Origin of the sequence: Arenimonas sp., assembly GCF_036275555.1 — a bacterium.
Lineage (GTDB): Bacteria > Pseudomonadota > Gammaproteobacteria > Xanthomonadales > Xanthomonadaceae > Arenimonas.
Genome location: NZ_DASUDO010000046.1, coordinates 37810 through 50690, shown reverse-complemented (window position 1 = coordinate 50690; position 12881 = coordinate 37810). Strand labels below are relative to the sequence as shown.

The window sequence follows — 12881 nt, the reverse complement described above, 5'->3', positions numbered from 1 at the left end:
CGCCAGCTCCTTGAACTTCCCGAAGTTCACGAGGCGGTCCTGCCGGCGCTCCAGCAGCTCGTCCGTGTCGAGGTCCTGGAGGGTGCGCAGGCTTTCCTGGATCGCCTTCTTGAGGCTCTTGGCCGATTCGACCGGGTCGCGGTGGGCGCCACCCAGGGGCTCGGGCACCACCTTGTCGATCACGCCGAGGGACTTGAGGCGCGTGGCGGTGATGCCGAGGCTCTCCGCCGCCTCGCCGGCGTTCTCCGCGCTCTTCCACAGGATCGCGGCGCACCCCTCGGGGGAGATCACCGAGTAGGTCGAGTACTGCATCATCAGCGTCACGTCGCCCACCGCGATGGCGAGCGCCCCGCCGGAGCCGCCCTCGCCGATCACCGAGACCACCACGGGCACGCGCAGGCCCGCCATGGCGTAGAGGTTGCGCCCGATCGCCTCCGATTGCCCGCGCTCCTCGGCGCCGATGCCGGGGTAGGCGCCGGGCGTGTCCACGAAGGTGAGCATCGGCACGCCGAACTTCTCGGCGAGCTTCATCAGGCGCAGCGCCTTGCGGTAGCCCTCGGGGCGCGGCATGCCGAAGTTGCGCTTGATCTTGGCCTTGGTATCGCGGCCCTTCTGCTGGCCGATCACCATCACGGCGCGGCCGTCCATGCGGGCCAGGCCGCCGACGATGGCGGCGTCGTCGGCGAAGGCGCGGTCGCCGGCCAGCTCGTGGAATTCCTCGAACATCAGGCCGATGTAGTCGTTGGTGTAGGGCCGCTGCGGGTGCCGCGCCAGCTGGGAGATCTGCCAGGGCGTGAGCGCCTTGAAGATCTCGGCGGTTCGCGCGCGCAGCTTGTCCTCCAGGCCCTTGACCTCGGTTTCGATGTTGACCGCGGGGCCGGTGCTGGCCTTGCGCAGCTCCTGGATCTTGGCGTCCAGTTCGGCGATGGGCTGTTCGAAATCGAGGAAGTTCGGATTCATGCGGTGTCTCGGTTCAGACGCGCCAGCTTGGGCCGGGCCGTCTAGAGCAAAGGGTCTAGGGCGGCGATTCTACCGCCCCCGGCCCGCCGGCGGGAGGCGGTCAGCCGCCCTGCTGCCAGGGGCGGTGCAGGTGGAGGGTGACCTGGGAGACGCCGGGCAGGGCGCGCAGCTGGCTGATCAGCTCGGGCTCGGTGCGGACGCCCTCGCTGCCGTTGACGTCGAGCGAACCGCGGGCCCGGGCCGGGGTGAGCATGTCCAGGCGCAGCGGCGTGGCGCCGGGCCGGAAGCCGGCCAGCACTTGCTGCAGCCGATCCCAAGTGCCCTGCGCGCGCAGGTCCACGGTGAGCGCCAGCCGGCGCGCATGCTGGGCGCACAGCGCGCGGAAGTCCCAGCACTGGCGCGCGCGCAGCACGAAGCCGCCGCTGAACTGGTCCTCGGCCAGGTTGCCCTCGACCAGCAGGATGCGGTCGCGCGAGAGCAGGTGCGCGCACTCGGCGAAGGCCTCCCGGAAGAAGGCGACCTCGAGCTGGCCGCGGCCGTCCTCGATGCGCGCGAAGCCCATCGTGTCGCCGCGCCGCCGCGTGGCCGTGACGATGCCCGCCAGCACCACGGCGGCCTCGCCGCGGCGATCTTTCTTCGCGCTCCAGAGCGAATCGAGGTCGGCCAGGGTGACGCCCACCAGCGACTGCAGTTCGCCGCGCCAGGGGTCGAGCGGATGCCCGCTGAGGTAGTGGCCCAGCGTCTCGCGCTCGCCCAGCAGCTTGGTTTCCAGCGGCCAGTCGGGCACCTCGGGCAGGTCGAGGTGGATCCCGGGTTCCGCGCCGCCGCCGCCGAACAGCGACACCTGGCCGGCGGCGCGTTCGCGCGCCAGCTGTTCGGTGGCCTTGATCACCTCGGGCAGCTGCAGCATCAGCGAGGCGCGGTTGGCGCCAAGCGCATCGAGCGCGCCGGCGTTGACCAGCGCTTCCAGCACGCGCCGGTTGAGCTTGGACGAGTCCACCCGCCTCAGGAAATCGAGCAGGTCGCGGAACGGCCCGCCGGCCTGGCGCGCCTCGACGATCGACTCGCAGGCGCCGCGGCCGACGCCCTTCACCGCGCCCAGGCCGTAGCGCACGGTCTTCGGGTCCAGCGCGACGAACATGTAGTCCGATTCGTTGACGTCCGGCGCCAGCACCGACAGCCCGATCTCGCGCGATTCCTCCAGGAAGGTCACCACCTTGTCGGTGTTGTCCATGTCCGAGGACATCGTCGCGGCCATGAACTCGGCCGGGTGGTGCGCCTTGAGCCACGCGGTCTGGTAGGCCACCAGCGCGTACGCGGCGGAGTGCGACTTGTTGAAGCCGTAGTCCGCGAACTTCTCCATCAGGTCGAAGATCGGGCTGGCGACGCTGGCGGCGATGCCCTGCGCCTCGGCGCCGGCCTCGAACTTCACGCGCTCCTTGGCCATCTCCTCGGGCTTCTTCTTGCCCATCGCGCGGCGCAGCAGGTCGGCGCCGCCGAGCGAGTAGCCGGCCAGGACCTGGGCGATCTGCATCACCTGTTCCTGGTAGACGATCACGCCGTAGGTGGGCTTGAGGATGGCCTCGAGCAGCGGATGCGGGTAGCTGACGTCGGCGCGGCCGTGGCGGCGGTCGATGAAGTCGTCGACCATGCCCGCGCCCAGCGGACCGGGGCGGTACAGCGCGGCCAGCGCGATCAGGTCCTCGAAGTGCGCCGGCTGGAGCTTCTTGATGTACTCCTTCATGCCGCGCGATTCGAACTGGAACACCGCGGTGGTCAGGCCCTTGGACAGCAGCGCGTAGGTCTGCGGGTCATCGAGCGGCAGCGCCAGGATGTCCAGCGGCGGGACGTCGGCGCGCCTGCGCCGTTCGTTGATGGCCTTCACCGCCCAGTCGATGATGGTGAGCGTGCGCAGGCCCAGGAAGTCGAACTTCACCAGGCCGACTGCTTCGACGTCGTCCTTGTCGAACTGCGTGACCACCGACTTGGCGGTCTCGCCCTTGGCCACGTGTTCGGCGAACAGCGGGCTGAAGTCGGTCAGCGGCGTCGGCGCGATCACCACGCCGCCGGCGTGCTTGCCGGCGTTGCGCGTGAGGTCTTCCAGGCTGCGCGCCAGGTCGACCAGGTCGCGCACGTCGTCCTCGTCGCGGTAGCGCTGGATCAGCTCGGACGAGGCGAGGTCGGCGTTCTTCTTCGCGGCCTCGCTCAGGCCCAGCGCGTCGTCGAGCGTGACGCCCAGCGTCAGCGGGATGAGCTTGGCCACCGAATCCACGAAGCCGTACGGATAGCCCAGCACGCGCCCGCAGTCGCGGATCGCCGCCTTCGCCGCCATCGTGCCGTAGGTGATGATCTGGCTGACCTTGTCGCGGCCGTACTTGTGGCCGACGTAGTCGATCACCTCGTCGCGCCGGTCCATGCAGAAGTCGATGTCGAAGTCGGGCATCGACACGCGTTCCGGGTTCAGGAAGCGCTCGAACAGCAGGTCGTAGCGGATCGGATCGAGGTCGGTGATGCCCAGCGCCCAGGCCACCAGCGAGCCGGCGCCGGAGCCGCGGCCGGGGCCGACCGGGATGTCGTTGCGCTTGGACCAGTTGATGAAGTCCGCGACGATCAGGAAGTAGCCGGGGAAGCCCATCTTGCAGATGACGTCGAGCTCGGTGTCCAGGCGTGCGCGATAGCCCGCGGCGTCGTGGCCCGGCGCGACTTCGAACTTGGCGAGGCGGCCGTCGAGGCCGCGGTGCGACTCCTCGCGGATCCAGCTGTCGAGCGTGTGGCCCTCGGGCACCGGGAAATCCGGCAGGTAGTACTTGCCCAGGCTCAGCTCGAGGTTGCAGCGCTTGGCCAGCTCGACGGTGTTTTCCAGCGCCTCGGGCAGGTCGGCGAACAGCTCCGCCATTTCTTCGGGCGACTTCAGGTACTGCTCGCGGCTGTAGTCGCGCGGCCGCTTGGGATCGTCGAGCACGCGGCCGGTGGCGATGCACACGCGCGCCTCGTGCGCGTCGAAGTCGTCGGGCGAAAGGAAGCGCACGTCGTTGCTGGCCAGCAGCGGCAGGTCGTGGTGGCCGGCCAGCGCCACGGCGGCGGCGTTGAAGGCTTCCTCGCCGTCGCGCCCGGTGCGGGTGAGCTCCAGGTACAGGCGATCGGGGAAGGCGGCGCGCCATTCGCCCAACAGGCGTCCGGCCTGCTCTTCGCGGCCCGCGGCCAGCAGCTGGCCGAGCAGGCTCTCGCGCCCGGCGATGGCGACGAGGCCGGCGCAGTCGCGGTAGAGCCATTCGGGTTCGATCGCCACGTAATCGCCGGCGTGGCCTTCGAGGAAGGCGCGGCTGATCAGCCGCGACAGCGCCAGGTAGCCGCTGCGGTCCTGGCAGAGCAGGGTGAGCCGCGAGGGCGGGCCGCCGTCGCCGGCGAGCCAGAGGTCGGCGCCGGCCAGCGGCTTGAGGCCGGCGGGTTCGGCGGCCTTGTAGAACTTCACCAGCGCGAACAGGTTGCTGGTGTCGGTGATCGCCACCGCAGGCATGCCCAGCGCCGCGCAGCGCCCGACCAGCTCCGGGATGCGGATGGTCGAGTCGGTGAGCGAGTACTCGCTGTGCAGGTGCAGGTGGACGAAGCTTGGCGTCATGCCGGGGACCGATGGCCGACCGGCAGTTTACCCCGAGGGTGGGGGCGGACAAGGCTTGACAGTCCCTGTTGCCAGGCCCTGCCGCCCGCCCCGTGGAATCGACCGCGTGCCCGGGTTCAGCCCACGCGGAACAGCGCCTGCAGCGGCTCGCCGCCGATGTAGTGGCGGGCGCGGACCTGGCGGCGCTGCTGGAGCAGCGCGACCTCGGCCAGGCAGGCGGTCTCCCAGGCCAGGCGGCGCTCGCGCGGGGTGCCGCGGGGGCGCTCGTCGGCGCGGAAGCGGCAGAAGTCGCGGTAGTCCAGGGTTTCGTCGGCGAAGGCCGGCCACGCCAGTTCGACCAGCAGCGCGTCGTCGAGCTGCCCGAGCAGCGGCTGGGTGTCGGGGATCAGGTCGTCCACCTGCTGCAGGTAGCTGATCAGCATGCGCGCGCGTTCGCGGGTGTCCACGCAGACGTCCCAATCGGTGTCGTTGAGCATGCGGCGCAGGTGCTCGGCGCGCGCCAGGCGCTCGGACAAGATCGCGACGGCGTGCTCGCGCGGCTGGTCCTGCAGCCAGCGCGCCAGGGTGACGAGCTGGTCGGCGCTGACGCGCGGGGCGTTGGGGGCGATCTGCGCGAGCAGCTGGTTGAACTGCTGCACGGCGGCATCGCGCAGTTCGATCTCCCCGACCTGTCGGCGGCGCGAGTCACGCGATTCCGGCGGCAGCGGCAGGTCGAGCGGGGCGGGGTCGTGGCGGGCGTTCATGGCGGTCTTCCGGTTTGGCCGCGGGCCACCGGAACCATTCCGGGGCCTGCGCACATCCTCTGGGATGCGCGGCCAGCATGGACCGTTGCAGCGCGCGCCACGACGCCCTGAAGTCAGCGTGACGTCCGGGCTAATTCAGCGTCGCGACAGTTTCGTGCGCCGAGTCGCCGCGACGCGTCGTCACACCACGCGCAAGGTGCCATCGCCGGGGCCGTATTCGACGTAGGGATGGCTGCGCACGCGATGCAGCTGCTCCCACAGCGCACCTTCCTCCATGCGCGCGGCCAGCCAGTCGTCGCGACCGGGGTGGCCGCCGAAATGCGCGCCGGATTCGTCGCGGAAGCGGCAGAAATCGCGGAAGTCCTCGAGCTCCTCCGCGACCATCGGCCAGGCCAGCTCCACCAGCAGCGCGTCGTCGAGCCGGCCGACGCGCGGCAGGTCGTCGGGAATCAGGTCGCGCGGCTGCGAGACGTAGTCGAGCAGGCGGTAGATGCGTCGCGCCAGCGCCGGCTCCAGCCCCCAGTCGGGATCGACGGCGAGGTCGCGCAGCTCCTGCAGGCGGCCCAGGCGCGCCTGCAGCAGCGCCTCGGACTGTGCCGGCGGCAGCTCGACCAGCCAGCGCGCGACGCTGGCGATGGCGGCGGCCTCGACGTGCGGGGCGTCCGGATGCAGTTCGTGCAGCAGGGCGTTGAAGTCGGCGACGGCCTGGTGGCCGAGCGTGACCGGGGCGTCGCGGGGATCGCCCAGCAGGCCGGCGCGCGCGGCGTGCAGGGGCAGGGCGGGTGTCGCGGGGAGGGGGGCGTCATGGCGCATGGCAGGTCTCGCTGCCGGCCGGTGGAGGGCGCTGCGCGTGGCTGGTCGGCGGGTGCCGCGGGCAGCCGCATCCGGCGGGATGCAAGTCTTGGTCTACGCCTGCCCGGCGCGCCTGTCAAATGCCCGGCAGCGCGGTCGCCAGGCAGGCGCGCACCGGCGCGAAACTGCGTCGATGCTGCGGGCATGGGCCCAGCCGGCGCAGGGCCTCGAGGTGTTCGGGCGTGGGATAGCCCTTGTGCAGCGCGAACCCGTAGCCGGGATGCGCGGACTCGAGTTCGCGCATCAGGTGGTCGCGCGCGACCTTGGCCAGGATCGACGCCGCCATGATCGCGGGCTCGCGCGCGTCGCCCTTCACCAGCGCCTGCGCAGGGCAGGGCAGGCCCGGCGGCAGGCGGTTGCCGTCCACCAGCGCGAGCGTGGCCGCGGGCGAGAGCGCGCGCACGGCGCGCGCCATGCCGGCCATCGTGGCGTGCAGGATGTTGAGGCGGTCGATCTCCTCGATCGGCACCAGCTCGAGGTGCCAGGCCAAGGCGCGCTCGCGGATCAGCGGCGCCAGCGCTTCGCGGCGCGCTTCGCTCAGCGCCTTGGAATCGCCGAGGCCGGCGATCGGGCGCGCGGGGTCGAGGATCACCGCCGCGACCGCGACCGGCCCCGCCAACGGCCCACGGCCGGCTTCGTCGACGCCGGCGACGCGCGCTTCGCTCACGGCGCGGCCAGCAGTTCGGCCACGGCGTCGGCGGCCGCGGACGAGGCATCTCGGCGCAGCTTCAGGTGGATGTGCTGGTAGCGCGGCAGCAGCGCGGCCCGCGCATCGGGGCTGCGGAACCAGTGCATCACCGCTTCGGCCAGGTTCTCCGGCGTGCAGTCCTGCTGCATCAGCTCCGGCACGATCGGCTCGTTGGCCAGCACGTTGGGCAGGCTGTAGCGGTTCACGCGCATCATCCCCAGCAGCATCACGATGCGGTAGGTAAGCGCGGAGATGCGGTAGCCCACCACCATCGGGCGCTTCGCCAGCAGGCCCTCCAGCGCGGCGGTGCCGGAGGCCAGCAGCACCACGTCGGAGGCGACCATGGCGTCGTGCGCCTTGCCGTCGGTCACCACCACGTTGGCCAAGGGCCGGGCGATCAGGCCCTGTTCGATGGCGGCGCGGCAGCCGGGATTGGCCGCCGGCACCACCACGACCAGGCCCGGCACCTGCACGGTGACGCGGCGCGCGGCCTCGATGAATTCCGGGAACAGGCGGTCGATCTCGCCCAGCCGGCTGCCGGGCAGCAGGGCCAGCACCGGCGCCTCGCCCGGCAGGCCGAGCCGCTCGCGCGCGGCGTCGCGATCAGGCTCGAGCGGGAAGGCGTCGGCCAGCGGGTGGCCGACGAAGCGCGCGTCCACGCCATGGCGCTCGTAAATGGGCGGCTCCATCGGGAACAGGCAGAGCACGCGGTCGGCGCTGCGGCCGATCTTCGCCGCGCGGCCCTCGCGCCAGGCCCATACCGAGGGGCTGACGTAGTGCACGGTGCGGATGCCGGCCTGCTTGAGCCGGCGCTCGAGGCCGAGGTTGAAGTCGGGTGCGTCCACGCCGATGAAGACGTCGGGCCGCCACTGCAGCAGGCGCCGGTGCAGGGCGCGGCGCAGGCGCAGCAGGCGCGGCAGGTGCCGCAGCACTTCGGCCAGGCCCATCACCGCCAGTTCGGAGCAGTCGTGCCAGGTGTCCAGGCCGGCCGCGCGCAGGTGTTCGCCGCCGACGCCCGCGAACTCGGCCGTGGGGAAGCGCAGCCGCAGTTCGCGCACCAGGCCCGAGGCCAGCAGGTCGCCCGAGGCCTCGCCCGCCACCACGGCGATGCGCAGCTTCTTGCCGGCCGCCAGGGCCAGCTCGAGCGAGGGCGTCAGGGTGATGCCGGCCACGGCCGGTGCGCGCGGGTCAGCGCAGCAGGCCGCGCGCGCTGCGCTCGATGAACTCGAGCATCAGCCGCACGTCCTGCGATTCGGTGGCGCCCTGGGCCAGCTGCTCGCGGACCTCGGCCATCGGCTTGCCCGACATGTACAGCGCCCGGTAGGCGCGCTTGATCGCGGCGATGCGCTCGGCGTCGAAGCCGCGGCGCTTGAGGCCCTCGGCATTGATGCCGCGCGGCCCGGCGTACTTGTCGGCCACCATCACGAACGGCGGCACGTCGGCATTGACCAGGCTGCCCATGCCGATGAAGGCGTGGTCGCCGATCTTGCAGAACTGGTGGATGGCCGCGAAGCCGCCCAGGATCACCCAGTCGCCCAGCACGGCGTGGCCGGCCAGGGTGGCGTTGTTGGCGAGGATGCACTGGTTGCCGATGATGCAGTCGTGGGCGACGTGCACGTAGGCCATGATCCAGTTGTCGTCGCCGATGCGCGTGATGCCGCCGCCGTCGGCGGTGCCGCGGCTGATCGTGGTGAACTCGAAGATGGTGTTGCGGTCGCCGATCACCAGCTCGGTGCGCTCGCCGCGGAACTTCTTGTCCTGCGGGTCGTTGCCGATCGTGGCGTGGGCGTGGATGACGTTGCCGCGGCCGAGCCGGGTCGGCCCGGTGATGACGCAGTGCGGGCCGATGCGGCTGTCGTCGCCGACCTCGACGTCCGGGCCGATGACCGCAAAGGCGCCGACCCGGACGTTGGCGCCCAGCCGCGCTCCAGGATCGATCTGCGCACTCGGGTGGATCATGTCATTCCTTGCCTTCGGCGCAGAGGATCTCGGCGCTGGCGACCACCTGGCCATCGACGCTGGCGGCGCAGTCGTACAGCGCCATGTTGCGGATCAGGCGCTTGACCTTGACCTCGAAGTCGAGCTTGTCTCCCGGCACCACCATGCGGTTGAAGCGGGCGTTGTCCACCTTCACGAGGTAGAACAGCTTGCCTTCGCTGATCTTGTCGCGCGGCTGCGAGAGCTGGGTCAGCAGGCCGCCGGCCTGGGCCATGGCTTCGACCACCAGCACGCCCGGCATCACCGGACGACCCGGGAAATGGCCCTGGAAGAACGGCTCGTTGAAGGTGACGTTCTTGTAGGCCCGGATCCGCTGGTTGGGCTCCAGCTCGACCACCCGGTCCACCAGCAGGAAGGGGTAGCGGTGGGGCAGCAGGTGCAGGATGCACGAGACATCCACGGGCAGCTTGATGGCGTCGTCGCTCATCGGGTTCCTTGCGTCAATCCTTGGACAGGGCGCCTATCTTACGCGCCAGCTGGTCCAATTGCCTGAAACGGGCGCCATTCCGGCGCCACTGGCGGCTGTCCTGCACCGGCATGCCGGAGGAATATTCGCCCGGTTCGGTGATCGACTGGGTCACCAGGCTCATGGCGGTGACGGTCACCCGGTCGCAGACCTCGAGATGGCCGGTGATGCCCACCGCGCCGCCGATCAGGCAGTAGCGCCCGATGCGCGCGGAGCCGGCGATGGCGGTGCAGCCGGCGACCGCGGTGTGGGCGCCGATGCGGACGTTGTGGCCGACCTGGATCAGGTTGTCCAGGCGCACGTCCTCGGCCAGCACGGTGTCCTCGATCGCGCCGCGGTCGATGCAGGTGTTGGCGCCGATCTCGCAGTCGTCGCCGACCACCACGCCGCCCAACTGCGGCACCTTGATCCACTGGCCGGCGTCCATCGCCAGGCCGAAGCCGTCGGCGCCGAGCACGGCGCCCGGATGCACGCGCACCCGCGCACCCAGCCGCACCCGCGCCACCAGCGTGACGCGCGCCACCAGCACGCTGCCGGGGCCGACCACGCAGTCCTCGCCGACCACGCAGCCCGGGCCGAGCACGGCGCCGGCGGCGATGCGGCTGCGGGCGCCGATGCTGCAGAACGGGCCGACCTCGGCGCCGGCGTCGACCTGGGCGGTCGGGTCCACCGTGGCCAGGGCGTGGATGCCGGGCGCGGGCGCCGCGGGCGTTTCGAACAGCGCGGCGACCTTGGCGAACGCGGTGTACGGGGATTTCGCGACCAGGCAGGGCACCGGGCAATCGCCGGCGTCCGCCGCGGAGACGATGACGGCGCTGGCGGCGGTGCCGGCCAGCTCGGCGCGGTAGCGAGGGTTGGCCAGGAAGCTGACCTGGCCGGCGCGGGCACCCGCGAGGGTGCCGACGCCATCGATCAGGACGCTGCCATCGCCGCGCAGTTCTAGCCCGAACCGGCCGGCGAGGCCGGCCAGGTCGAAGCGGGGCGGCGGGGCGGCCAGGGCGGCTGCCTCAGAACTGGCCGCCGAAGGTGAACTGCAGGCGCTCGACCTGGTCGGTGCGCTCGCGCTGCAGCGGCAGCGCGTAGCTGATCGAGATCGGGCCCATCGGCGACTGCCACTGCACGGCCAGGCCGGTCGAGATGCGCAGGGTCTTGGCTTCCCACTCGTCGACGCCGTTGTAGATGTTGCCGTAGTCGATGAAGGCCGACAGGCGCGTGCTGCGGTTGTCGAACAGGGTCGGGAAGAAGAACTCGAAGGTACCCACGGTCTTGAACGGACCGCCGATCGGCTGGCGGAAGGTGTCGGTGAACCGGTAGAACGGACCGATGGTGTTGACTTCGAAACCGCGCACCGAGCTCGGGCCGCCGGCGTAGTAGTTGCTGAAGAACGGCATGCCGCACTGCTGGGTGGCGCCCGTGACGATGTTGCCGAAGTCGTCGTAGACGCGGCAGTTGCGGTCCTTGGTGACGCCGTAGCTGTCGCCGTAGCCGATGTCCAGCGCCGACTTCAGGCCCAGCCACGAGGTGATCGGGCGGTAGTTCTCGAACACGTAGCTCAGGCGGTAGTACTCGAGGTCGCTGCCCGGCAGCACGAACTCGGCGCCGATGCGATGCAGCGTGCCGCGGGTCGGCATCAGGAAGTCGTTGCGCGAATCGCGCTGCCAGCCGGTCTTCAGGCGCCAGGCGTTGACGTTCCAGCGCCGGTTCGGGCCCAGGGTCAGCGGGTCGGTGGTGGTGGGGTCGGCGTCGTCGTTCTCGATCGGGGTGTTGGGATCGGTGTCGTCGGGCACGTGGAACTGCGGGAAGCGCGCGCGGTCGCCGAGCGCATCCACCAAGTAGTCGATGAGCAGCGGCGGGGTGGCGAAGTCGTCGGTGCTGATCTGGTTGCGGTCGATGCCGAGCGACATGCTGATGCTGTCGGTCTCGGTCAGCGGGATGCCCAGGATCACTTCGCCCGAGGCCACGGCGTTGTCGAACTGCGCCAGGTTGGCGTCGCGGTTCGAGTAGCTGTAGTCGCTGTAGCTGAGGTTGTAGCCCAGGCTGACGCCGTCGTCGGTGAAATACGGGTCGGTGAAGCCGAGCGAGAACTGGTTGGAGAAGCTGTTGTTCTGCGCCGACAGGCTGACGCGGTTGCCGGTGCCCAGGAAGTTGTTCTGCACCAGCTGGATGGTGGTCACCAGGCCGAAGTTCTGCTGGTAGCCCAGGCCGAAGGTGAACTGGCCCGAGTTGCGCTCCTTGACGTTGACGACCAGGTCGACCTGGTCCGGCTGGCCGGCGACCTCGGGGGTCTCGATGTCGACCTCCTCGAAGAAGCCCAGGCGCTGCAGTCGGATCTTCGAGCGGTCGATCGCGGCCTGCGAGAACCACGCGCCCTCGAACTGGCGCATCTCGCGGCGCATGACCTCGTCGGAGGTGCCGACGTTGCCCTTGAAGACGATGCGGCGGACCTGCACGCGCGGGCCCGGGTCGACGAAGAAGTTGATGCCGATCGTGCGCTTCTCGCGGTCGATGTCCGGCACCGGGTTCACCTGGGCGAAGGCGTAGCCGATGTTGCCCAGGGTGGCGATGACGGCGTCGGTGGTCAGCTCGACCAGGCGGCGCGAGAAGGTGTCGCCTTCCTTGAGGATGACCAGCTTCTCGATGTCCTCGATCGGCAGGATGGTGTCGCCCGAGACCTTGGTCGAGGAGATCGTGTAGACCTCGCCCTCGGCGATGTTCGCGGTGACGAAGATGTTGCGCTTCTCGGGGCTGATCGCGACCTGGGTGGACTCGACGTTGAAGTCGACGTAGCCGCGGTCGAGGTAGAAGTTGGTCAGCTTCTCGAGGTCGCCCGAGAGCTTCTCGCGCGAGTACTGGTCGTCGCGGCGGTACCAGGACAGCCAGTTGGTGGTGCCCGATTCCCAGCCCTTGCGGATCTCGTACTCGGGGTAGGCCTCGTTGCCGACGATGTTGATGTCGCTGATGCGCGAGGCCTTGCCTTCGACCACGGTGATCGTGATGTCGACGCGGTTGCGGTCGAGGTTGGCCACCGAGGGGGTGATCGAGGCGTTGTACTTGCCGCGGTTGTTGTACTGGCGGATCAGCTCCTGGGTGACGCGGTCCAGGGCCAGCGGGTTGTAGGTCTCGCCCTCGGCCAGGCCGATGTTGCGCAGGCCGGCCAGCAGGTCCTCGGACTTGATGTCCTTGTTGCCGGTCAGGGTGATGGTGTTGATGGCGGGCCGCTCGGTGACCACCACGACCAGGATGTCGCCCTGCCGCTCGAGCCGGACGTCGCTGAAGAAGCCGGTCTGGAACAGCGCGCGGATCGCCTCGGCCGAGGTGCTGCGGTCCAGGGTGTCGCCCTTTTCGACCGGCAGGTAGGTGAACACCGTGCCGGCGGAGATGCGCTGCAGCCCCTCGACGCGGATGTCGGAGACCGTGAAGGCGGGCTGGTTCTGCGCCTGCACGGGCCCGGCGAGGGCGGCGGCGAGCGCGAGGCTCAGGAGGCAGCGGCGAGCAATGGGTCGCGTCATCATCAATCCGTTGGCGGCGGGCGCACGGGCGCCCGCGAAAGGGGTG

General features: G+C 70.4%; 10 protein-coding genes. All 10 read right to left on the bottom strand.

Annotation, left to right across the window (positions count from 1 at the left end; all coding sequences use genetic code 11):
* On the bottom strand, positions 1 to 960 hold a 960-nt coding region (locus VFV21_RS12400), incomplete at its 3' end, for an acetyl-CoA carboxylase carboxyltransferase subunit alpha (protein ID WP_329669729.1).
* Positions 961 to 1060: 100 nt separating this feature from the next.
* Entirely contained in the window at positions 1061 to 4579 is a 3519-nt protein-coding gene (gene dnaE, locus VFV21_RS12395) for a DNA polymerase III subunit alpha (protein WP_329669728.1), read from the bottom strand.
* 116 nt (positions 4580 to 4695) lie between these two features.
* On the bottom strand, positions 4696 to 5322 hold the full coding sequence (locus VFV21_RS12390) for a YkvA family protein (RefSeq protein WP_329669727.1): 627 nt from the start codon (positions 5320 to 5322) through the stop codon (positions 4696 to 4698).
* A gap of 180 nt (positions 5323 to 5502) precedes the next feature.
* The gene (locus VFV21_RS12385) at positions 5503 to 6135 is read right to left on the bottom strand and encodes a hypothetical protein (RefSeq protein ID WP_329669726.1); all 633 of its coding nucleotides are present in this window, start codon (positions 6133 to 6135) and stop codon (positions 5503 to 5505) included.
* A 115-nt stretch (positions 6136 to 6250) separates the two neighbouring features.
* Positions 6251 to 6841 (bottom strand): ribonuclease HII, encoded by a 591-nt coding sequence (gene rnhB / locus VFV21_RS12380; protein ID WP_329669725.1) that lies wholly within the window; start codon positions 6839 to 6841, stop codon positions 6251 to 6253.
* Complete coding sequence (gene lpxB, locus VFV21_RS12375; protein WP_329669724.1) at positions 6838 to 8034, bottom strand: lipid-A-disaccharide synthase; 1197 nt, start codon at positions 8032 to 8034, stop codon at positions 6838 to 6840. Before lpxB ends, rnhB begins: the two co-directional genes overlap by 4 nt.
* A 16-nt stretch (positions 8035 to 8050) precedes the next feature.
* On the bottom strand, positions 8051 to 8821 hold the full coding sequence (gene lpxA, locus VFV21_RS12370) for an acyl-ACP--UDP-N-acetylglucosamine O-acyltransferase (RefSeq protein WP_329669723.1): 771 nt from the start codon (positions 8819 to 8821) through the stop codon (positions 8051 to 8053).
* 1 nt (position 8822) lies between these two features.
* Positions 8823 to 9287, bottom strand: a complete 465-nt coding sequence (gene fabZ / locus VFV21_RS12365; protein WP_329669722.1) for a 3-hydroxyacyl-ACP dehydratase FabZ — start codon at positions 9285 to 9287, stop codon at positions 8823 to 8825.
* 13 nt (positions 9288 to 9300) lie between these two features.
* Positions 9301 to 10323: a UDP-3-O-(3-hydroxymyristoyl)glucosamine N-acyltransferase gene (gene lpxD, locus VFV21_RS12360; RefSeq protein WP_414638579.1), complete on the bottom strand. Its 1023-nt coding sequence runs from the start codon at positions 10321 to 10323 to the stop codon at positions 9301 to 9303.
* A gap of 10 nt (positions 10324 to 10333) precedes the next feature.
* The gene (gene bamA, locus VFV21_RS12355; protein ID WP_329669721.1) at positions 10334 to 12835 is read right to left on the bottom strand and encodes an outer membrane protein assembly factor BamA; all 2502 of its coding nucleotides are present in this window, start codon (positions 12833 to 12835) and stop codon (positions 10334 to 10336) included.
* Positions 12836 to 12881 lie beyond the last annotated feature (46 nt).

What these genes read in the sequence shown, in the direction of transcription:
- bamA (WP_329669721.1), bottom strand. Translation starts at nt 12,835, where the DNA reads ATGACGCGACCCATTGCTCGCCGCTGCCTCCTGAGCCTCGCGCTCGCC.
- lpxA (WP_329669723.1), bottom strand. Translation starts at nt 8,821, where the DNA reads ATGATCCACCCGAGTGCGCAGATCGATCCTGGAGCGCGGCTGGGCGCC.
- dnaE (WP_329669728.1), bottom strand. Translation starts at nt 4,579, where the DNA reads ATGACGCCAAGCTTCGTCCACCTGCACCTGCACAGCGAGTACTCGCTC.
- VFV21_RS12385 (WP_329669726.1), bottom strand. Translation starts at nt 6,135, where the DNA reads ATGCGCCATGACGCCCCCCTCCCCGCGACACCCGCCCTGCCCCTGCAC.
- fabZ (WP_329669722.1), bottom strand. Translation starts at nt 9,287, where the DNA reads ATGAGCGACGACGCCATCAAGCTGCCCGTGGATGTCTCGTGCATCCTG.
- VFV21_RS12390 (WP_329669727.1), bottom strand. Translation starts at nt 5,322, where the DNA reads ATGAACGCCCGCCACGACCCCGCCCCGCTCGACCTGCCGCTGCCGCCG.